This window comes from Stenotrophomonas maltophilia, assembly GCF_023518235.1.
In the GTDB taxonomy this organism is placed as follows: Bacteria; Pseudomonadota; Gammaproteobacteria; order Xanthomonadales; family Xanthomonadaceae; genus Stenotrophomonas.
Map to the genome: position 1 here is coordinate 438,734 of NZ_CP090423.1, position 21,080 is coordinate 459,813.

20 protein-coding genes are annotated in these 21,080 nt (G+C 65.3%); 5 read left to right on the forward strand and 15 right to left on the reverse strand.

The features are described 5' to 3' along the window. Positions 1 to 59 precede the first annotated feature (59 nt). Both LZ605_RS02305 and LZ605_RS02310 read right to left on the reverse strand, forming a co-directional pair. Complete coding sequence (locus LZ605_RS02305) at positions 60 to 515, reverse strand: GIY-YIG nuclease family protein (RefSeq protein ID WP_006375340.1); 456 nt, start codon at positions 513 to 515, stop codon at positions 60 to 62. A gap of 176 nt (positions 516 to 691) precedes the next feature. Continuing rightward, on the reverse strand, positions 692 to 2,452 hold the full coding sequence (locus tag LZ605_RS02310; protein WP_049398256.1) for an adhesin: 1,761 nt from the start codon (positions 2,450 to 2,452) through the stop codon (positions 692 to 694). A 256-nt stretch (positions 2,453 to 2,708) separates the two neighbouring features. On the opposite strand from LZ605_RS02310, the gene LZ605_RS02315 reads away from it, so the two are divergent. Beyond that, positions 2,709 to 3,503, forward strand: coding sequence for a M15 family metallopeptidase (locus LZ605_RS02315; protein WP_006375262.1), 795 nt, complete (start codon positions 2,709 to 2,711; stop codon positions 3,501 to 3,503). Between the two features lie 291 nt (positions 3,504 to 3,794). On the opposite strand, the gene LZ605_RS02320 is transcribed toward LZ605_RS02315, so the two are convergent. From LZ605_RS02320 to LZ605_RS02330, 3 genes are all read right to left on the reverse strand, one after another. Beyond that, positions 3,795 to 4,178 (reverse strand): DUF6713 family protein, encoded by a 384-nt coding sequence (locus tag LZ605_RS02320; protein ID WP_249843617.1) that lies wholly within the window; start codon positions 4,176 to 4,178, stop codon positions 3,795 to 3,797. 128 nt (positions 4,179 to 4,306) lie between these two features. Then, complete coding sequence (locus LZ605_RS02325; protein WP_249844983.1) at positions 4,307 to 7,060, reverse strand: UvrD-helicase domain-containing protein; 2,754 nt, start codon at positions 7,058 to 7,060, stop codon at positions 4,307 to 4,309. A gap of 149 nt (positions 7,061 to 7,209) precedes the next feature. After that, on the reverse strand, positions 7,210 to 8,199 hold the full coding sequence (locus LZ605_RS02330) for an MDR family oxidoreductase (protein ID WP_249843618.1): 990 nt from the start codon (positions 8,197 to 8,199) through the stop codon (positions 7,210 to 7,212). A gap of 102 nt (positions 8,200 to 8,301) precedes the next feature. Here LZ605_RS02330 and LZ605_RS02335 point away from each other — a divergent pair, with 102 nt between their 5' ends. After that, a complete protein-coding gene (locus LZ605_RS02335) occupies positions 8,302 to 8,649 on the forward strand; it encodes a winged helix-turn-helix transcriptional regulator (RefSeq protein ID WP_249843619.1) in 348 nt (115 codons plus the stop codon). A 388-nt stretch (positions 8,650 to 9,037) separates the two neighbouring features. Continuing rightward, positions 9,038 to 9,190: a hypothetical protein gene (locus tag LZ605_RS02340; RefSeq protein ID WP_249843620.1), complete on the forward strand. Its 153-nt coding sequence runs from the start codon at positions 9,038 to 9,040 to the stop codon at positions 9,188 to 9,190. 148 nt (positions 9,191 to 9,338) lie between these two features. Here the strand turns inward: LZ605_RS02340 and LZ605_RS02345 are convergent, their stop codons facing one another. The 4 genes from LZ605_RS02345 to LZ605_RS02360 all read right to left on the reverse strand — a co-directional run bounded on the left by LZ605_RS02345 (position 9,339) and on the right by LZ605_RS02360 (position 13,761). Continuing rightward, on the reverse strand, positions 9,339 to 10,046 hold the full coding sequence (locus tag LZ605_RS02345) for a hypothetical protein (protein ID WP_249843621.1): 708 nt from the start codon (positions 10,044 to 10,046) through the stop codon (positions 9,339 to 9,341). 103 nt (positions 10,047 to 10,149) lie between these two features. Further along, positions 10,150 to 10,818: a hypothetical protein gene (locus LZ605_RS02350; protein WP_249843622.1), complete on the reverse strand. Its 669-nt coding sequence runs from the start codon at positions 10,816 to 10,818 to the stop codon at positions 10,150 to 10,152. An 83-nt stretch (positions 10,819 to 10,901) separates the two neighbouring features. Next, positions 10,902 to 13,043 carry a TonB-dependent siderophore receptor gene (locus tag LZ605_RS02355; protein ID WP_249843623.1) on the reverse strand — a complete coding sequence of 714 codons (2,142 nt, stop codon included), beginning with the start codon at positions 13,041 to 13,043 and terminating at the stop codon, positions 10,902 to 10,904. 73 nt (positions 13,044 to 13,116) lie between these two features. After that, on the reverse strand, positions 13,117 to 13,761 hold the full coding sequence (locus tag LZ605_RS02360) for a TetR/AcrR family transcriptional regulator (RefSeq protein ID WP_249843624.1): 645 nt from the start codon (positions 13,759 to 13,761) through the stop codon (positions 13,117 to 13,119). Positions 13,762 to 13,843: 82 nt separating this feature from the next. On the opposite strand from LZ605_RS02360, the gene LZ605_RS02365 reads away from it, so the two are divergent. Then, positions 13,844 to 15,442, forward strand: a complete 1,599-nt coding sequence (locus LZ605_RS02365; protein WP_249843625.1) for an FAD-dependent monooxygenase — start codon at positions 13,844 to 13,846, stop codon at positions 15,440 to 15,442. Here LZ605_RS02365 and LZ605_RS02370 read toward each other — a convergent pair. The 6 genes from LZ605_RS02370 to LZ605_RS02395 all read right to left on the reverse strand — a co-directional run bounded on the left by LZ605_RS02370 (position 15,375) and on the right by LZ605_RS02395 (position 20,511). Then, entirely contained in the window at positions 15,375 to 17,078 is a 1,704-nt protein-coding gene (locus tag LZ605_RS02370) for a hybrid sensor histidine kinase/response regulator (RefSeq protein WP_249843626.1), read from the reverse strand. The two genes, LZ605_RS02365 and LZ605_RS02370, sit on opposite strands and share 68 nt — an antisense overlap. Before the next feature lie 81 nt (positions 17,079 to 17,159). Continuing rightward, entirely contained in the window at positions 17,160 to 17,447 is a 288-nt protein-coding gene (locus LZ605_RS02375; RefSeq protein ID WP_249843627.1) for a hypothetical protein, read from the reverse strand. 71 nt (positions 17,448 to 17,518) lie between these two features. Next, positions 17,519 to 17,788, reverse strand: coding sequence for a hypothetical protein (locus LZ605_RS02380; protein ID WP_249843628.1), 270 nt, complete (start codon positions 17,786 to 17,788; stop codon positions 17,519 to 17,521). Between the two features lie 103 nt (positions 17,789 to 17,891). After that, positions 17,892 to 18,368, reverse strand: a complete 477-nt coding sequence (locus tag LZ605_RS02385) for a hypothetical protein (protein ID WP_249843629.1) — start codon at positions 18,366 to 18,368, stop codon at positions 17,892 to 17,894. Positions 18,369 to 18,523: 155 nt separating this feature from the next. Then, complete coding sequence (locus LZ605_RS02390; protein WP_249843630.1) at positions 18,524 to 19,735, reverse strand: MFS transporter; 1,212 nt, start codon at positions 19,733 to 19,735, stop codon at positions 18,524 to 18,526. 116 nt (positions 19,736 to 19,851) lie between these two features. Further along, positions 19,852 to 20,511 (reverse strand): HD domain-containing protein, encoded by a 660-nt coding sequence (locus LZ605_RS02395; RefSeq protein WP_249843631.1) that lies wholly within the window; start codon positions 20,509 to 20,511, stop codon positions 19,852 to 19,854. Between the two features lie 265 nt (positions 20,512 to 20,776). On the opposite strand from LZ605_RS02395, the gene LZ605_RS02400 reads away from it, so the two are divergent. Next, positions 20,777 to 21,034 (forward strand): YjhX family toxin, encoded by a 258-nt coding sequence (locus LZ605_RS02400; RefSeq protein ID WP_249843632.1) that lies wholly within the window; start codon positions 20,777 to 20,779, stop codon positions 21,032 to 21,034. Positions 21,035 to 21,080: the final 46 nt, after the last annotated feature.

Below are 21,080 nucleotides of genomic sequence, written 5' to 3' on the forward strand. Positions count from 1 at the left end.
GAAAGCCCATTCTGAGGCAAGAGTCGTTCAACTTGTCAACGGGGGAATGGCGTCTACGTTTACCCAGTGATGCAGCGGGCCAGCAATAAGACACTGGTCCCCGCCACTACCCACGGCCACCACCCCACGCATTCGGAAGGGGCTTTCACCGGTGTTCCCAGCTGCCACCGCCGCTGATGGGCCAGCCATCGCACGTGGGGCGTTGCCCGACGGTGGGGGTTGACCACAATCCCTGGCGGCTTAGCGTAGATGCGCCACCCCTCCCGGGAGGCCTTCACCCGCCACGCCTGCTCATACGCTTCGGCTTCCGCCCTGGTGGCGGTCACCACCTCCAGCGCATGGAACCGGAAGGGACGGTGCCAGCCGCCTTTGGGGGAGCGGTGCTGCTTCTCCCGCTGCTGCGGGTTCGAGCTTTGGCCGATGTAGCAGCCCCCGTCGTCGAACAGCAGGGCGTAAAGGGTGCGGGGCAGTGCGTGATACTTCTCGCTGCGTCCGAGGTTGTGGCGGTGGGGCATGGTCTCTCCGTGAGTAAAACGACCCACTCACGAATAGATCAGAATCTTGAGTTGGCAAGCCTGCTGCGAAGGGTTCGAGACGCCTATAGGCATTCATGTAAGCACTTGGCAACGAACAAGGGCCCCGAAGGGCCCTTGCCGAGACACGATCACCTCCTTTTCGCTGCTGACATTCGTTACCAGCCGATGGCCCAGGCTGCGCCCATGGCCGTGTCCTGCCCGCTGCGGGAAACCCCGATCGAGAAGGCCGATGGGGATCCGCGTGGGGTGGTCACGTCGCGGGTGTAGCCGATGGAAATGGCGGCTTGGCCGCTGCAGCCACCTACGCCTACGGCCAAGCGGTTGCGGTTCTCCCCATGGATGGCCGACGTCGAGGTGGCCATCTGGGCGTTGGCTTGGGCCATGGCGCAGATACCGCTCACCCGCTTGTCGAGCTGGCGGAAACGGCGGTCCGTCAGGTTCCAGCGGTCGTCTTGCTGCCGCTGGTAATCCCACAATTGGCCACCGTTGATCGCGTCCGTGGACCCTGCGGCGATCGCCCCCGCTGCCACCCCGGTTACCCGCTGGTTGCCGGCGTTGATCCCGGATCTGGTGACCGATGGACCGCCCTGGACAGTGAAGCCGTCGCTGTTGTGGATGGCCTTGGCCACCTGGACCGAGCCCTTTTCGGACAGTCCAACGTTGTCTTTCAAGCCAACGGTTTGGGTGCCGTCCCCGTTGTCAGTGACCTCGATGTTGGCCCCGGCCACCGTGGTGCTGCTTCCTCCGTCCTTACCGTCCTTGCCTGCTGGGCCTTGCGGACCGGTGGGGCCCTGTGGACCGGGGGTGCCACCACCGCCGCCAGGGTTTTGTTCCAGCTGGTGAACGCGCCCATCGAGATCGTAGATGGCACCGGCCACGGTGGTGTAGTTGTTACCGCTGCTCAGCTGGTAGTTCGGCGCCACGATCAAGCCGTTCACCATGGAGGCGCCAGCGCCCAAGGTTTCCACGGCGGTCCGCAGTTGGCTGACGGCCACGGCGTCGTCGTCCGCTTTGCCCAAGGCAACTTGGGTCAAGCGGCGGTTGCCAAAGGCTGCAGTGTCTTCTTCATCGCACGTGGTGTTGGCGCCCACGGCCACGCATCCCCATGCGTTGGCCACGGCACGGGGCCCCAATGCCACACTTTCTGTGGCGTTGGCCGTGGCAGACGCGCCGAAGGCGGCAGAGTAGGGCGCAAACGCCTGTGCCCATGGACCCACGGCGGTGCCGGCCTCGCCGGCAACGCCAGCGCTGTAACCGTAGGCGCCGGCAAAGTCGGCGGTTGCGTTGGCACCGGGCCCCACGGCGGATGCACCTTCGCCCTCGGTCTGGGATGCGGCGCCCAACGCGAGGTTGCGATCGCCTTGAGCATTCGCCCCGGCCCCGAAAGCCGCCGCGCCGTTTCCATCGGCTCTTGCGGTTGAGCCTACAGCGGTCCCGCCATCCCCGAGCGCGCGGGCACTAGAGCCGATGGCCACACCGGTGATCCCGCTGGCCAGGCTGTGCCCGCCAATGGCCACCGCGGAATCGCCGGTGGCTTGGGCTTGGGGTCCGACGGCGACGGCGTAAACCGCAAATGCCTGTGCGCGAGAGCCAATGGCGAGCGCATTTGAGCCCTGCGCTTCGCTCGAGAACCCCAGAGCGGTTGTATGGCATCCGCGAGCGGTGGCGCGATTGCCCACCGCAGTGGCCCCCAGGCACTCACCCGGAACGCCATTTTCATCCACCATTATCCCGCCGTCGGCGAGGGCGTCCGCCCCGATGGTCGTGGCCCCAACGGTCAACGATTGGGCGCGGTCGCCTACCGCAGTGGTCTCGGGTTTGGTGGCAACGGCACCGTTGCCCACTTGAACCTGGGCTTGCGCCGTGCCAGCAACAAGGCCTGCCAGCAAAGCGCAGTGGATGAGGGAGCGTTTCATGGGGTGGCCTCCTGGGTCTGAAATGAGTGAGCGTGTGCACTCACGAATAGATCAGATCCTGGAATGCGCAAGCCCCCCCCCAACGAAACTTCCCGGCGCAACGGCAGGAGGGGCCGGTGCGCCAGGAAGCGGTGGGGCCGACTTTTCCCCACCCCTGTTCTTCTACGACAGGGAAAAAATTCCGCAAGCCCCCTTGCGCGTTTTCGATTCTCCGCTTGCATGGGTGTATCGCTCATGTGAGTAAGGAGGCCTACTCATGTTTCAACGCTTGTTGCTCGCGCTCGCACTGGCCAGCGCACCCGTCTTGGTCCACGCGCACGCGCCAGCCACCGATTCCGTTGAGGTCCACGGGAAGAAGCCTGGGTTTTTCAAACGCCTGTTCCACCGCCACAAAGACGCCCCGCAGTGGGACGGTGTCCAGCCCGAGCTTCGCTCAGCGCTGGAACGCATCGCCTTGCAGATGAAGGACGAGGGCTACGACCTGCGGCTGATGGAGGGCTACCGTTCTAAACAGCGCCAGGCCGAGCTGCTCGCCAGCCAAAAGGGCGTGACCCAGGTGGGGCCAGGCAGCAGCTGCCACAACCACGGTTGGGCCGCGGACATGGTCATCTACAAGCGCGGGCGCCCTTCTTGGGACCTGAAGGACGAGCAGGTGCGGCAGGGCTACCAACGCTTCGGTGAGCTCGCCCAGCAGGCGGGATTGAGGTGGGGCGGGGCTTGGAAGAGCTTCAAGGACATGCCCCACGTCGAGATGCGCAGCGAGTGCCTGGTAGCCATTCGTGGCGGATCTGCCCCCCGCCGATCGCTGCAAACAGTGATTGCCAAGGCCGAGTCAGTGTCTGACGCACCGAAAGCACCCCGTTGGGCCTGGAGCGTCGATTCCGAGCTGGCGCCGGACTGGGCGTGCGAATCCGTGCTTTGCAGTGTGTCGTGGGCGACGGTGAGCCGGCCATGGAGCTATGGCGTAAGGCCGCCGTTGAAAGGACTCCGTCCAGAACCGTTTGCTGAGGCGTCCTGTCCCATGGCCCCAATTGCCCTGAGGCACACATGAGGAAGCGGTCCACCGGATTGCTTCCCTTTTCGGCGGAGAGTGGGGGCGAACGGGTCATCTGCCCTGATCGCGCCGGTTTGGAGAAGATCGAGATTGGCGATCCCAAGGGCGGCAAAAACGGCTGGATCCGTTGCACCGCAAGGGGTATGCTCATCGTGGGCACATTCAAGGGCACCTCCCAGATTCGTGAAACCCAAGCCGTCCAAGGGGTGAGGGCACTTCTCAAGGAAGTCCCACTCTCTCCGCCATTCCTTGTAAAAAGCCCCTGCATTCAGGGGCTTTTTCGTTTCTTCAGTCCAAGCCCTCGACCTGCACGCGAGCCGTAGCACGGCGGCTTTGCACGAGCAGGCCGGCACCGGCCGCCAGGCATGCCGCCAGGGTTGCGATCGAGAGAGGAAGCAGAAACTCGTCACGGCCGGCCGCGGCGAAACCCACATGGATCATGGCGGTGCCGGCGCCCACTGCCCCGCACAGACGGGCATAGGCCCGCGCCGAAGGCTTGGCCAGCACCACCTGGCGGTAGCCATGCAGCAGCGCGCCGACGGCGATAAGGTTGAAAACCAGAAATCCCTGGACGCCGCCGGGAACACCGAACAGGGCCCACTCCTGCCAGAACGCGGCATCGATCTGGTGCAGGATCAACGCCAGCAGTGTTGCCAGATACCACCGTTCCATAGGGTCGTCCGTTTGAACGTCGGCCAAGTCTAGCAGCCGGAATGGAGGGTCGATCTCCGGCGTGGGCGAAGCTCAGAATGATCGTGAGGCCAGTACACGCATCGCCACGAAGAGACAGAAAGAGGCACTCATGCGCGGCGGCCACCCTTGGGCTTGTTATGGCACAACGGATAGCTGGAGCACGATCTGAAAGCCCCATGCGGCCCATTCCGCTCCACGAACACCCCCACCTTGCATACCGGGCAGCGTTCCTCATTGATCGCCACACCCGAAAGGCTCGTCACTTCCACCACGCCGTCCTGCACCAGCTCATCGAGGAACGGCGAGTGCTTGCCCTGCAGGGTGAACATCGCCACCGAGCGCCGCGCACGCGTCAGCGCCACATAGAACAACCGTCGCTCTTCGCCCAGCGGGAAGGCATCGCCTTCGGGCATCGCCAGCGAAAGTACCGGATCATCCGAGCGCAGGCTCGGGAAGCCACGATTCACCATCCCCGGCAGAATCACGTAGTCGGCCTCGCGCCCCTTCGAACGATGCGCGGTCAGGAACTCGACCTCCATCGTGCTGCCAAACGCGGTCTTCCAGTCCGCAGGCAAGGCACTGCGCTCATTCCGGTAGCGGCCCAGAATGAACACCGTCACGCGACCGGTGCGGCCGCGAGGCAATGCGCCGGACAGCAGTTGCTGGTGCAGCGTGGCCAGGTACTGGCGAACCCCGTCCTGCACTTCCTCACGGCGGGCCAGCTGGAACGCCTGCAGCACCGGGCCCACCGCCGGCGTCGCCGAGCGGACCGCCTTGGCCATCTGCGCGGGGTTGCGGCTGATGAAGCGGCTGGAAACATCGCACAGCGCTTGCGGGCAGCGGAAGGTCTGTTCCAGCTTGAGTACCTGGCCTTGCGCCATCCACTCCGGGAAGCCGGTCATCACTGAAACATCGGCACCGGCAAAGCGGTTGATCGACTGCCAATCATCGCCCACCGCGAACAGATGGCGACCGGATTGACTGACCAACGCGCGGCAGAGGCGGGCACGGGCGCGTGAGGCATCCTGGAATTCGTCGGCCATCACCAGCTCGTAGGGGGACTCGTACCGGCCCTGTTCCAGCAGCCCTGCGGCCATGTTGAGCATGTCTTCGAAGTCGATGCCGCGCTCGTCGGCCAGCGCGTTGTCCCAGGCCTGGAAGACCGGCCCGGCGATCTCCAGGAAACGCCGGTGCCGTTCCTTGAACTGGTCTTCGGGCATCTGCCGCAGGCGCCCGGCCATGTCCTCCAGCGTCAGGCAGTTGCTCTTGGCGTGGGCGATGAACGTGCGCATCAGCCCGATCAGGTCAGCGTCCGGCATCGGCTTTGCGCCCTGTTCGGGAAGCGCGCGGTCCGGGTTCGGGTCCAGTTCGACATCAGACTCGCCAAGCGCCCGCGCCAGGTGCTGCAGCGCATGGCCGCTACGAAGGCCAAACGAGGTTGTTTCGACCAGTGAGGTGCCGCGCGCAGCATGTTGCTGGCGCTTCCAGTGCATGCCTTCACTGTAGTTGGCGAAATGCTTCGGCGGCTGACCGTCGGCATCCAGCGCAAAGTGCTCGTGATACAGCGCGGCGTCGGGGTAATAGAAGTCCGGGCGATACTGGCGGTGGGTGTCGGTCGCGGTATCGAACTCGTAGCGCCGCTCGTAGTCGTAGGCCACGCCGTTGTAGAACAGCCAGTCGGCAATGACGCATTCTTCCAGACTCTTCACCCGCTCACCCTGCAGGGTGCGGATGTAGGGCGTGCCATCGCGGTCGTAGCCGTCGGCCAGCATCTCGGCGCCGAACGGGGGAAGGTCGCGGCCGAACACCAGGCGGAACATGTCCCACTGGGTGCGGAAGTGGCTCGAGCGGTCCTTCAGGTCGTCCACCAGTTCGGCGAGCTTGTTGAAGCCCAGCGTGGCGTCAGTGGCCCAATCCGGGATATCGGGCTTGCGCCCCGTGGCCCTGGCGATGATGGCCAGGCCCAGCGCATGGAAGGTCCGAGCTTCCACCACGGCGTCGGTCATGCCAAGCCGCTGGAACGCGCGCTGCGCACGCGCTTCCAGTTCCTCGGCTGCGTCCTTGTTGAAGGCGAGCATCAGCACGCGCTCGGGCTCGACGAAGCCGCGATCAATCGCGTAGGCGGCCTTGGCAACCAGGGTGGAGGTCTTGCCGGAGCCGGCCGAGGCCACCACCTGTACCCGGTTGTCGAAGCAGATGACCGCGCGCGCCTGCTCTTCGGTCAGTGGCCTGCTCTCGACGTGGTCCAGCAGGTCCTTGGCCAGCACCAGCTCGCGCTGGGTCATGGCCTCGTTGGCCTCGGCCCAGGCAGCGGGCCAATCCCGATGCCAGTCATTGAGTGCTTCCATCGCGGCCAGATGGCGGCTGGAGCGCAGGTCGTCGTGCACGTTCGCATCGAGAAACAGCCTCTCCAGCTCATCTGGGGAGAGTGGCAGAGCAGGCCGTTCAGCCAGCAGCGCCTGCTGTTGCTCGTGGGTGATCCAGCGGCGGCTGGCGTGACCCCGATCGGTCATCGCGTCCGCCGCGCTCAGCCATGACTGGATCTGCTCAAGGATCTCCTCAAAGAGCGCCTTGCGCCCGCGCGTGGTGCGCGCAAAGAGCACGTTCTGGACAGCAGTCGAGAGGTGGGAAGCCTGGCGGTTCGGCAGGCCATCCACGGACAGCGTTTGGCCGTCCTCGGTCTGCAGCGCCACCTTGGCCCACAACACGCCCGGAAGCACCCGCACGCGCTGGTTGTGATCCACGCGCTGCGAGTACTGCCGGCCTCCAATCAGAAGCTCGACATGCTCGCCATCCAGCCGCAGTCGCCAGTCCGGCGAGCGGGTCACACGCTGGCCCCAGCCCGAGGGGCGCCATTCCATAGACATCCAGATACTGCCTTGCGTACGTCACTGGGCGTAAAGCACCCTTACAGCCCCATGATAAGGGGGCTTGGTGCCGTGCACAGGGCGTCTGGCCGGGCAGGCCAGCTGCCAGCGGTGGCGTTGCACCACCGCTGACGTAACAGGCGTCAGGCGTTCACATCCACGACGATCCGTCCGCGCACCTTGCCCGGAATGATCTGCTCATAGACGTCCAGCACTTCGGCGAGACCAATCTGCTGCACGGTGCTTTCCAGCTTCTGCGGATCCAGATCGGTGGCGAGGCGATCCCAGGCGCGCTGGCGAACCTCCTGCGGCGCATTCACCGAATCCACGCCCGCAAGGGTCACATTGCGGAGAATGAAGGGCAGCACCGAGCCATGCAGGGCATCGCTCTGTGCCATTCCACAGGCGGCCACTGCGCCTCGATACTTCGTCTCCGCAATGGCGTTGACGAGGGTAGGGCCGCCGGCCACATCCACCACGCCTGCCCAGCGCTCGGCACTCACTGGCCTGTCGCGGGGTTCTGAAAGCTGCGCGCGGTCGATGATCTGCGCTGCACCCAGTGCGTGCAGATACCCGGCGTGTTCCGGGCGCCCGGTTGCGGCTACCACGCGATAGCCCAGCTTGGACAGGATCGCCACCGCGATCGAGCCGACGCCTCCGTTGGCCCCCGTTACCAGCACGTCGCCCTTATCGGGTCTCACGCCCGCATCTTCCAATGCCAGTACGCACAGCATGGCGGTATAGCCGGCGGTACCGATAGCCATCGCATCGCGGGTGGTGAGGGTGTCCGGAATCTTGTTCAGCCATTCGCCACGAACGCGGGCGCGCTGGGCGAGGCCGCCGTGGTGGCCCATGCTGAGATCCCACCCGTTCAACACGACCCGGTCACCGGGCTGGAAACCGGCATTGCTCGATTCCAGTACCACGCCAGCCAGGTCGATGCCCGGAATCAACGGGTATGTCCGGATCACTGGACGCGTGCCGGTGAGGGCAAGCGCATCCTTGTAGTTGAGCGTGGAGTACTCGACCTGCACCAGCACGTCGCCGTCCATCAGGTCCGCTTCATCGAAGTCGACCAGTCCGGTGGAAACGCCGTCGTCGGTTTTACGGGTCAGTAGTGCCTTGAAACTCATGGAAGGGCCTCACGTTCAGTGGATGGGTCCATGCTAGGCTCGCACCGTTATCGCAACAAGAACGATGTTTTTTCATAGGTACTATGGTTTTCCGGAGTATGCATGCGTAGCAGGCGTTGGGATGGCAAGAGCGGTTGTGCCGTGGAAGTCACGTTGTCGGTGATGGGCGGCGTGTGGAAGCCGATCATTCTTTTTCACTTGATGGCCGGCAAGCGGCGTTTCATGGAGTTGACGCGGCGGGTACCCAACGCCACCCAGTCGATGCTGACCAGCCAGCTGCGGGAACTGGAGGCCGACGGGGTGGTGATCCGCCATGTCTATCCCGAGGTGCCGCCCAAGGTGGAATACGAGCTTTCCGAATTCGGGCGCACGCTGGTGCCGGTACTGCTGGCGATGCGGGAATGGGGTGAAACCTATCGCGGTTACCAGAGTGCGCGTGGGGACAGCTGAAGGCTCGGCACCGACGAGGCCGGAAGTGCGATGAAGCTTCTGCCGCAGCGATTCATTCGATCGTGCTCTGTGCCGCGCAGACCATTGGCCCTTCGCTCAAGACGGGGGCAGCGGAGATGGAGGCACCTTCCCACAGCTCACCACGACAGGCTTCAACTCGCGGCCATCGGCGCGTTGACGCAGGTGGAAGCAGGCGCTGAATACACGCTTCTGTCCCACCGCTCCATTCTCCGGGTTGTCTGGCGTATATCCGGAAAGGACCACCTGGTAGTCAACTGGATATCCTATTCTTCCCGTCCAAGCGCGGCGCTGGTGGTCCAGACGAGCGTGCGGTCGAGCAATCCGATACCGCCGTTCTTATTTCATTCTTGCCAATGACTTCCGCTACATGGAAGCAGCCGTGATACCAGTGCTGCATGCCGCACATGTCGCGCGTGAGAACGATGACCCGCGCAGCTGTCCATCCGCAGCGTTGATCGATGGTCTGTTCGACGCCTGCGAGGCGCTGTCGCTGCAGGTCGAGTGCTGTCTTGTTCCCTGACATTTCTGTAACAGGTGATGGCGGGCAGGGTCGGGAAAGCCTGTTTGCGATCCTGCGTCCTGCTCGCCGCTCGTTCAGATTCAGGCGGTTCCCGTGTCATCTTTTCAGTCAGTGAGCCCGCAGCACATGGCCGTGACGTGTCTGCACTTCATCGAATGGCCGAGGTGCCTTTCAGGTGCTTTAGAAACGCATCGGAAAGAGTACGGACGATTCGCCTGATCTCCGAAAGCTCCATCGGGCGCTCCACGGGAGGGTGCGAAACATCGGCGTGCCGTGCTGTCGGTCCTGATGACATGCTGTTACAGGTCTGAGTAAGCTGCGAAATCTTCCTTCTGCTGATTTCGTGTTTCATCTCATCCAGTAGCTGCGGGTAGGATGTTTTGATGAATTCGTAGATCTTGTAGAGTCCCTCATAGGTTTCCGAGTTCGACTGGCCCCAATAGAGCATCAACTTCTTTATGGTTCCGATGTTCTCGATTGATGCATTTTCAAGACCCGGCAACGCTTGGGGCGTAGCGCCGAATCCACCTAGATTCGTATTCTTGATGATGAGCCTGAGCGGCGTAGTTGGCGTCCGCTTTCCTGCTTCGCAGTACTCAACGTGCTTGTCTATTTCGATAAGTCCAGAGTGTCCGCAGGAGACTGCAACTCCATTCATCAGAACAACGATTTCCAACGCAAGGTCGGTGTGATGGTCGTAGTCTGTGAAGGCCTCCGAACCGGGAATAGACGCTTCCCGCTCCACGGTGCCGTCTACGTGGACGACTTTCAGCGACCACCACGGGCACGTTCTGGGTAGGCATTCAATCGAGCTTCGCGGGCCTTTGATGGAGAATGCCCAAGTGCGTGGATTCATGATTTTTTCCAGTTTCTCTAGAGAAGAATTCCAGGAATCAGGAGGCGCGTTCGCTCTGGCTTATGCGCATCTGCATGGGTCTGATCGGCCCCAATGGAGCTGGTCAGCTCACCCTGGGCGGCGGAATCTCAGACACCACCTGCGGCACCACCTCCGGCACCAGCGTGAACTGGTAGCGATTGTCGTACAGCTTCACCTCCAACTGCTTGCGGCCACGCCGCTCAAGCGTGTAGAGCTTGCCGGCCCACGGGCTGCCGAGCAGTGCCATCGGGCTGATGTCGCCCAGCCGCGACGCATCCAGATGCACCACCACGCGGTCGTCCAGGTAGGCAACCTTCACCGAGCTGAAGAACGTGGCGTATTGACCGCTGCGCATCGCGGCGTAGCCGGTCAGTTCCGGGTGCGCCACCAGAAACACGAAGTGGCTGCTGAAATCGACGTTGCCGAGATCGGGATCGCTGTCGCGCTGCGAGGACGGCCACTGCGGGCCCATGGTATCCAGCGCATCGGCATGGGTGATGGGGAAAAAGCGGATATCGAGATAGCCCGGCCCGCCCGAATCCACCCGGGCCTGGCCGTCGTTCACCGCTGCCGAGGACAGCAGGTTGCTGTGCACCAGCCCCGGCGGGGTACTCATGCGGAATTCGCTGCTGGCCTGAACGTCCTGCGGAGGATTGAAGAATGCACTGACCTGTTCGTTCTGGCACGCGGCAAGCAGGGGCAGCAGCGCAAAGGGCAATGCACGCTGGTGCAGGGTACGGATCCGTGTCATTGCATCAGGCCTCATCCATGGGGAGGCCATTAGATCACGCCGGGTGCAGCCGGGTCTGGGCCCGGCCCGACAAGGGCCGCCGCTCAGAAGGTGTAAGCGGCCTGCACATACACCCGTCGCGGTTCGCCCGGGAAGTGCCCGTTGCGTGCGATGAAGCCACTGGCGGCATACACCTTGTCGAACAGGTTCTTGACGTTGGCCTGGAACTGCCACTGCTTCCAGGTGGTCTTCCAGCTCATGTCGAACACGGTATAGGCCTTCACCGTCTGCCCGTCGAGGCTGACGCGCTCGCCGACATGGTCGGCGCCGAAGCCGATGGCGGAGTTGATCGCCGGCAGGTCGTAGCGCGTCCACAACCCCACCTTGTTGCGCGGCGCATTGGCGAAGCGGTCGCCGGAGGCGTTGGTGATGCCGCCCGGGCCGGCGTCCTTCACCCGCGCATCGTTGTAGGCGTAGGTCAGGTTCAGCACCCAGCGCTCGGTGACATCGGCCAGCAGGTCCAGCTCCATGCCGGTGCTGCGCACCAGGCCCAGTGCGGCCAGCTGGTTCACGCCGCCGGTCACCTCGCCGGTGGCCTGCACGATGTTGCTGCGGTCGATGCGGTAGGCCGCCATGTTCACGCTCACGCGCTCGGCCAGCAGCGACTTCAGGCCGATTTCCCACTGCTTGCTGCGCTCGGCGTCGAACGGGCCGCCGGCGGCCGGGTTCTGGTTCGCCGCGCTCTGCGGAACGAAGCCACTGGCCACGTTGGCATACAGGTTCAGCCCCTGGCGAACGGTGAACGTGCTGCCGAGCCGCCAGCTCAGATCGTTGCCATCGACACTGCTGGCGCCGAGACGATCCTCATCCTTGAAGCCATCCCAGCGCAGCCCGGCCAGCACGTGCCAGCGCTGTCCCAGTGCGAGTTCGTCCTGCAGGTAGGCGCCGTAGCGTGTGCTGCGGGTTGAAGTGCTGCGCCAGGGCAGGGCGGCCAGGTTGTAGTCGTGCCAGGTGCTGGCGCCGTACACCGGGTGGAACAGGTCGATGCCACGCACCGGGCCGGCGCCACGCGCGAGGTCAGCGCTGTTGGCCGTCTGTGCAGTGAAGTCGGCGTCGAGCTGGTACACATCGGCGCCGAACAGCACCTTGTGGCCGATTCGGCCGGTGTCAAGGCGCCACACGGCATTACCGCTCGCGGTGAACGCCTGGTTGTCGCGGACCTGGTTGCGCAGCTGGCGGGTCATCCACTCGGCCACGCCATCGCGGTCGCGGTCGATCAGACCCATCGGCTCGTGGTACATCTGGTGCTCGTTGTTGCTGAACCAGCGTGCGGCGAGGTCCACATCCAGATTGTCACGCGGCGCGAAACGGTACTGCGCCAACGCCACCTTCGCGCGCATGTCGAGGAAGTCGCTGGCCTCGTTGTGGTTCCAGCGGCGGTCGGTCAGGAAGGTGCCGGCATCGTTCACCGGCACGCCGCGCAGGCGGTTGCCGCCCAGGTTCTGGGTGATGTCGGTGAACTGCAGCACCAGCTCGCCGGTCTGGCCGACATCGAAGGCCAGCGAGGCATCACCGATCACGCTTTCGCTGTCGGCGTTCCAGCGCACGCCCTGCTCGGTATCGGCATACAGCCCGGCGCGGTAGCGTACGCTGCCACCGGCGTTCAACGGGCCGGTGCCTTCGATGGAGCCGGCGCGGAAATCCTTGTTGCCCATCTGCACTTCGATGCGGCGCTCGGCGCTGGCCTTCGGCTTGCGCGTGACGTAGTTGATGACGCCTCCGGCATCACCGCCACCATAGAGCGCCCCGGCCGGTCCCTTCAGGACCTCCACCCGTTCGATGTTGAACAGCTGCGGCACCGAGAAGCCGGCGTACGGGTCGCCGCGCAGGCCGTCGTACAGCACGTTCTCCTGGCGGAAGCCGCGCAGGGTGACGCCGGCATAGCTGAAGAAGCTGATGCCGCTGATGCTGCGGTACAGGTCGGTGACCTGGCGCGCCGCCTGATCGTCGATCAGCTCGCGTGGTACCACCTGGATCGATTGCGGAACGAGCTCCAGCGGCGTGTCGGTGCGGGTACCGACCGCGGCATCGTCCACCCGGTACAGGGTCTGCGCACGGCCACGCACTTCCACCTTGTCCAGCGCTGTAGCGGCTGGAGGGGAGGGTTCGGCTGCCTGGCAGAGCGTGGCCAGGGGTAGCGTCAGCGCCAGGTACAGGGCGTGCGGGCGGAGCAGGGGAGAGGGCATGGCGTGCGGGGAGGTGGCTGCAAATGAGAAAGAGTAGCATTTGCAATACTTCGTGACCTATCCCCCGAATGCGCTATGGACGTGCGCCGGGGTCGGTGTAGGGGGTACCGGCCAGCGCGACCAGCACGCCGGTGGCGCCGCGCACCATCAACTGCAGCATCGCCTCGCGCGGATCCTCGCCCAGCGCGTGGCTGGCCAGGCCCTTTTCGTAGGCGGCCACCACCGAGGCCAGCAGCATCGCCGCGCCCAGCCGGGCCTCGGCATCCTGGGGTGGGCGACCGGCCGCGGTGGCCATCAACTGCGCCAGATCGTCGGTGAGCTGCGCCTGCAGGCGCCGCGCGTGCGCGATCAGCACCGGGCTGTCGGCCACCGTGGCCCAGAACGCTGCGGCGCCAGCGTTGATCCGCAGCAGGGGGTGGCCACTGTGCAGCAGGCTGCATAGCAGCGACTGGAACGCGGCCAGGGGCGTCATGCTGCTGCGCTCGGCCATGCCTTCGCGCAGCAGTGCGCGCGCCTCTTCGTCGCGGTCGAAGACCAGGTCTTCCTTGCTGGCGAAGTAGTTGAACACCGTCTTGCGCGAGACGCCGGCGGCCTCGGCAATGTCCGACATCGACACCGCTTCGAAGCCACGCTCGATGATCAACCCGGTGGCGACGTCGGAAATCACCTGTCGGGTCTCGGCTTTGCGCTGCTCACGGCGGCCAGGGGGCGGGGTCATCGGCGGTTCACTTGTGAAAACGTACACCGAGTGTAACATTGTGACCGCCAGAGCGCCGGCCCGGTGCTCACGAGGAATCCTCATGTGGTACGACGTGGTTATTGCCGGAGCGGGTCCGGTCGGCCTGTTCCTGTCCTGCGAGCTGGCCCTGGCCGGCTGTTCGGTGCTGGTGCTGGAAGCGGCCGCATCGCCGCAGTCGCCGCTGAAGCGCTTGCCGTTCGGTCTGCGCGGCTTGAATGCGCCCACCCTGGAGGCGCTGGACCGGCGTGGCCTGCTCGAGGCGGTGGCCGCGACCCAGGTGCTCAAGCCCGACAAGGGCGCACCGCCACCCGGTACCGCGCATTGGTTGGCGCAGTCGCGGCCGCTGGGCGGTCACTTTGCCGGCATCCCGTTCGCTCTGGACAACGTTGACCGCGGGCGCTGGCCGTATCGCCTCGCTACACCGGTTGGCACCCAGATGGCGGTGGAACTGCACGCGCTGGAAACCGTGCTGAGCGAACGCGCGGTCGCGCTGGGGGTGCGCATCGAACGTGGCTGCGCGCTGCAGGCCGTGCAGGCGGGCGACGCGGAAGTGACCATCGAGACCGCCGCCGGACCGGTGCGCGCCGCCTGGCTGGTCGGCTGCGATGGCGGCCGCAGCACCGTGCGCAAGCAGTGCGGCTTCAGCTTCGCCGGCACCGACCCGGAGTTCACCGGGCATTCGTTGCTGGTGGAACTGGACGACCCTTCGGTGCTGACGCCGGGCCGCCAGTACACCGCGCACGGCATGTGCAATTTCAATCCGCCCGGCGTGCTGGCATTGGCTGATTTCGATGGTGGCGCAGGCCATCGCACGCTGCTCGATCGAGAGACGGCGCAGGCCCTGCTGCGGCGCATTTCCGGGCGAGAGGCCACCCTCACCGCGCTGAAGCTGCACAGCACATGGACCGATGGTGCGCGCCAGGCGACGAACTATCGCAACGGGCGCGTGCTGCTGGCCGGTGATGCCGCGCATGTGCATTCGCCGCTGGGCGGGCAGGGCCTGAACCTGGGCATCGGCGATGCGATGAATCTTGGCTGGAAGCTGGCGGCCGTGGTGCACGGTGAGGCCGACAGCACGCTGCTGGACAGCTATGGCGCCGAGCGGCATCCGATCGGCGCGCGGGTGCTGGACTGGTCGCGCGCGCAGGTGGCGCTGATGCGACCCGGTGCGGGCTCGCGTGCGCTGGCGGCGGTCATGGCCGACCTGGCCGACACCGGCGATGGCGCGACCTACCTGGCCGAACGGGTCTGGGGTGTTGCGCAGCAGCTGGACCTGGGTGAAGGGCATCCGCTGGTCGGCCGCAGCGTGCCGGACTTGCAGTTGGGCGATGGCCGTCGCATGGGCGAACTGCTGCGCGCCGGTAGCGGGGTGCTGCTGGTGTTGGACGCCGATTCCGCGCTCTGCGAGGGCATTGACGGCGCGTTGCATCGCCTCACCTGCATGGCTTCGCCGGTGCACGACACACTTGGTCTGGGCGCGGTGCTGGTCCGGCCCGACGGCATCGTGGCCTGGGCCTGCGATGCCGGTGGCGATGCGACGGGGCTGTCCGAGGCGCTGCAACGCTGGTTCGGTGTGCCCGGCAGAGGCGGCGCTACACCCGCACCGGCACAGGCGAACGCTGTCGCCCGGCCTCGGTCATCACCGCCGCCAGCTGCTTGAGCGAATAGGGTTTGCGCAGCAGGGTGAAGCCATGCCCCGGGTCACGCGCCAGCAGTTCGCTGTAGCCGCTGGTGAGGATGATCGGCAGATCCGGGAACCGGCTGCGGACGTTGCGGGCCAGGTCCAGTCCGTTGGTGCCGGGCATCACCACGTCACTGAACATCACATGGAAGCGCGCAGCATCCTGTTCCAGCGCAGCCAGCGCTTGGTCTGCATTGCGCGCCAGCACCACGGTGTAGTCGAGTTCGCGCAGCGCACCGACCGCGAACTCGGCCACGTCCACGTTGTCCTCCACCACCAGCACGCACAGCCCATGGCCATGCACCAGGCCTGGCTGTGACAGCGGGCGCGGGAGTGCGCCGCTGGACTGGGCCAGCGGCAGGTAGAGCGTAAAACGCGTCCCGGTGCCGGGTTCGCTGCTCACATCCACCTCGCCCTCGGACTGCTTGACGAAGCCGAACACCTGGCTGAGGCCGAGCCCGGTTCCTGCACCGACATCCTTGGTGGTGAAGAACGGCTCGAAGATGCGGTCGACCACGGTGGGATCGATGCCCTTACCGGTGTCGGTCACGCTGATGGCGGCGAACACGCCCTTCATTGGTGCGGCAAAGCGGATCGATGGCACTGCGGTGACCTGTTCGACCTGGATCGTCACGCTGCCCTGGCCATCGATGGCATCGCGTGCGTTGACTGCGATGTTGATCAGGGCGGTATCCAGCTGCGTGCGGTCCAGCAGCACCGGCAACGGCGTGTCAGGCAGGTTCACCCGCATCGTGATGCGCGCACCGAGCACGGTGGTGATGATGTCCGATAGTGCCTGCACGCTCTCGCACAGATCGAAAACCTCCGGGGACAGGCTCTGCCGGCGCGAGAATGCCAGCAGCTGCGCGGTAAGCCGCGTGGCCCTGTCCGAGGCGCTGCCGATGGCCTGGATGTAGCGCAGGCGCGGATCGTCGCCAGGCCAGGTGTGCAGCAGCATGTCCACCGAACCGGTGATGACCTGCAGCAGGTTGTTGAAGTCGTGGGCGACGCCGCCGGTGAGCTGGCCGATGGCCTCCAGCTTCTGCGACTGCCGCAGCTGTTCGCGCGCGCGTACCAGCTCCAGATGCGCCTCGCGTGCCTGTTCGGTGATGGCCGCGACCTGGCGGCTGTGCCGGTCGCGCTCGATCACCCGCTCGGTCTGTTCGCTGACCACGCAGATGATGCCGGCCACTGCGCCACTGCCAACGCGCAGCGGCGAATAGGAAAACGTCCAGAAGGTTTCCCGCAGCGTGCCGTCGCGGTCCATCATCAGGGGCAGATTGTTGAAGCTGCGGCTGGTGCCGGCAAACGCATCGTCAATCGCCGGTGCCACCACCTGCCAGACATCGGCCCACACCTGTTCCAGGCCATTGCCCATGGCCCCGTGCAGCTTGCCGCCCAGCATCGGCAGGTAGGCATCGTTGAAAAAGAACGTCTTGTCCTGGTGGCCCCAGGCAATCCACAGCGGCTCGGGAGAGTCGAGAATCATCGCCAGCAGCGTACGCAGTTCGGGCGGGGCGCTGGCTGCGGCGGCAGAGCGCGCCCAGTCGCTGTCCTGCAGCAGGCGGTAGGCCAGCTGGTCGGGCGTGGAGACGGAAAGGGGAAAAGGATGCATGGCCGACAGCGCGGGGAGGTCACGCAGCATAGCTGAGCGGATGTCAGCACGGCCTGCACACTCGTACGCGGCCTCAGTGCATCACACGCCCAGCAACGTGGGCAAAGGCCAATCGGCCACCCGTGCATGGCTTACCTGTTGATGGCAACCACACCGCTCGCAGCGGAACAGGGCGCCGCCGGGCAGATGCAGCAGGCTGTCTTCGCCGGCAGAAGTGGTTTCCGCGCAATGGCGGCAGGTGATGGTCAGCGCGGTAATGCGCTCGATTCCACCGGACAGGTTGAACACGGCCTCAAAGGCGCTGATGACAGGGTGGATCGCGTCAGGCATGGACAGCTCGGCAGGAAACAATGCCGCATCGTTGCCCATGGGCGGTGATGGCGCAGTCAGCTGCGTGCATGCAGCGGATCAAGCAAAGACGACTGTTGCGGCGCCCCGCATCAGGCGACGCAGATCAGCAGCAGGCTGCACAGCACCAGCATCAGCACGAATACGCGCCGGCTCAGCGCCAGGCAGGCCAGGCACGCCGCAAAGGCCCACGCCGCCAGCAGGGCGCAGGTCAGCAGCCAAATGCCGATCACCAGCAGCGACCCACTCGCAAGCGCCGACAATGCAATGGCCTTGAACAGCCCCAGACCCAGCACGCTACCGAGCACGCCCGCCTGCAGGGCGATGGCGTCGTGGCGGGTGGGGGCGGAGGGGTGATGCATGGCGGCTCCGTGCTGGCCGGTCGTGGGATGTCACCCACACTGTGCCCAACGCCATATCCACGGAATGTGTTCATCGACGGGATGCCCCGGCGACGACGATGATTCAGTCGAACTCACCCTCGGCCGACTCCAGCCGCTGCCGGTAGGCCGCCCGATGCTGGTACAGCCGCTGGCATTCGGCCGATCGGTGGATACGGCTGGACGTCTCGTTGGCCACCGAGTCGCACATCCGCGCAATATGGTTGCTGGCAGCCAGCTCGGTGACGAAGAACACGGCCGTGACGCCGGTACCAAGCAGCACTACATACAACAGGCGGCTGAGCCAGCGTGACCGCTTGCGCGCGAAGTGCTGCTGGATGGTCAGGTCGAAGCGGATGATGCTGAGCACGATCCAGATGATCGCGACCAGGAAGCACAGCGTGGGCAGCAGGCCACGCCAGAGACCGGCTTCATACACCGATTCACTGTAGTGGACGGCCGCTCCCGCACCGGCGATGGCGATCGCCAGCGCCCAGTTGCGGCCCAGCGAGAGCAGGTCATCGAGCAGCTTTTCACGGTTTCGGGTCGGTACGGCTGCCACGTCGGTTCCTTCTGCATGCTGCAATCGGCGGCGGGCTGCCGCCGATCATGCAGATGGTGGGCCAACACTGCGGCGAAGAGAAGCCTGCCCGCGCGGTAGCTGCCGATCCCTGCATCGCCGTCGCACCGGCAATGGCTGATGCCCCGACGCGAGGCTCAGCGGCTGCCGGCGACGCCGCCCTTGCGCCTGCTGTCCAGCATCACCGCCAGACCCCACAGCAGCAGGCCGCCGACGGCAGTGGCGGCACCCACATAGCCGGTGCTGGCCGGGCTGAAACCGGCGCTGATGGCCATGCCGCCCAGCCACGGGCCAAGCGCATTGGCGGTATTGAAGGCCGCATGGTTTGAGGCTGCCGCCAGCGTCTGTGCTTCACCGGCAACGTCCATCAGGCGCGTCTGCAGCACCGCCGCCAGTGCGCCCATGGTGCCCACGGTGATGATCATCGGGCCGATGGTCCACACCGACTGCGCGGCCAGCGGATACAGCAGCAGCATCACGATCGACCACAGCAGCACCACGGCGGCGGCCTTGAAGTGGAACTTGTCCACCAGCCAGCCGCCGGCGATGTTGCCGATGATCGCGCCGATGCCGAACACGCCCACCGCCAGCGGCATCCACGATTCGGCCACGCCGGTGACCTGCACCAGGGTCGGCGCCAGATAGGTGAACACGCAGAACATGCCGGCAAAACCGACTGCGCCGATCGCCAGTGCCAGCCATACCTGGGTGGTGTTGAAGGCACGCAGTTCGCGCATCGGCGAGGTACGCACCTCGTCCGGGTCGGGCAGCAGGAAGCGGGCGATCATCGCCACGGTGGCGATGGCCAGCACGCTGACCAGCGCGAAGGCGGTGCGCCAGCTCAGCTGCTGGCCCAGCCAGGTGGTCAACGGGTTGCCGATCAGGATGGCGATCGACAGGCCCAGCAGTACGCGCGACATCGCCTGGCCACGCTGCCCGGCCGGGCTGATCGCCGCGGCCACCAGCATCGCCACACCGAAGTAGGCACCGTGCGGCAGGCCAGCGACGAAGCGCGCGGCCAGCATGGTGGCGTAGTTCGGCGCCAGCGCGCTGGCCAGGTTGCCCACCGCATAGAAGCCCATCAGCGCCAGCAGCAGCTTGCGGCGTGGGAAGCTGGCACCGACGAAGGCCAGGACCGGTGCGCCGACCACCACGCCGATGGCATAGGCGCTGATCAGGTGGCCGACCTGGGTCTCAGAGATCGCCAGGCCACGGCTGATCTCCAGCATCAGACCCATGCTGGCAAATTCACTGGTGCCGATGGCAAAGCCACCCAGCGACAGGGCGAGGATGATCAGGGTGCGCTGGCGGGGCGTCAGCCGCGCAGCCAGGAAAGAGTTGGGGCTCATGCGGGGGCGCGATGGGGCGGGGAGCCGCCTATTGTACTGCTGCAGCGCAGCAACGATCAGCGCCCGCTGCCAAGAATCAGCGTTTGGCAGGTGGTGCCGACCGCGCCCAGGGCGGATCAGGCCAGCGTGTACATGTCGCTCCAGAGAAGGAACGCTTCCGGCGTCATCTGCGCTTCGAGTTCGGCCAGCACGATGTCACGCACCCTGATCAGCGCCTGCGCATGCGTGGAGGGATCCTCGCCACGGGCAGAGGCGTGTGCACCGGCCTCGTCGGCCAGCTGAACCAGGGTACGTGCCGCCTCCATCAGCGACCGCAGGCGGGTGGATGCCGGATCGGGCACGGTGGTGGATGCGCTGCGGGTGCCGAGGGCGGCCAATGCGGCGGCGTACTTGCCACGCAGGCGGTCGGCCACCTCCGGCGGCAGCTGCAGCAAGCGGCGTGGATGAGCGTTGTCGGCGATGTCGGCCAGCTTCACCTTCAATGCCCGTGGATGCTGACGGATCGCCGCGTAGTAATGCGGGGCATCGGCGGCGCTGTGCCGGTTGAGCAGGGTCACGATGTCGCGGATCGGCGCCGGAAAGGCCGCCAGCTGCGGCGCGTACTGCGGGCAATCCTCCACGACATCATGCAGCCACGCCGCCGCTTTGGCGGTGTCATCGTCATCGATCGCGGCCGCCACGCGCGCGACATGTTCGATGTAGGGCTGTCCGGCCTTGTCCTGTTGTCCGGCATGGGCCTGGTTTGCCAATGTGCGTGCCTGTACGACCCAGTCCATCGTTGCCTCCTGCTGCTGGAAGATAAATTATCGCCCAATCACAGCGCTGCCGAGGTTGACCCGCCGCAGGGGGCTGGGTAACGTGCGCGTGCCTGCAGCACGCAGGCGCCTGCCGAGTGTGGTTTTTCATGTTGGAGATTGTCGTCATCGGATAACCCTTCCCGTGTGTCTGCCGGGAGCGGTTATCAAATGCGTGGTTCCGTGACCGGGCGCCGCTGGCCGCCCGCGTCGTCCGCATTTCCGATTACGCAGGATCTCTTTTTCCATGAATATCTCCCGAGCGGAGCAGAGGACGCTGCACGTCCTCGCCCAGGGCGGCTGCATTGCGTTCAGCTGTGACGGCTCAGGCCGTGTCCGCAGTGTTGAATGCTTCAACCGTGAAGGCCTGTTGCTGAGCGATTGCACGCTGGCCGTCTTCAAGAAGCTGAAGAACAAGCGCCTGATCAGTTCGCAGGACGGTCGACCCTACCGGATCAACCGCGCCGGGCTGGTCGCGGTGCGCCCGCAGCTGGACAATCGCTGATGCACGTCGTATCGACTCTTTTCCCTTCCCGCAGGCCCCCTGGCCG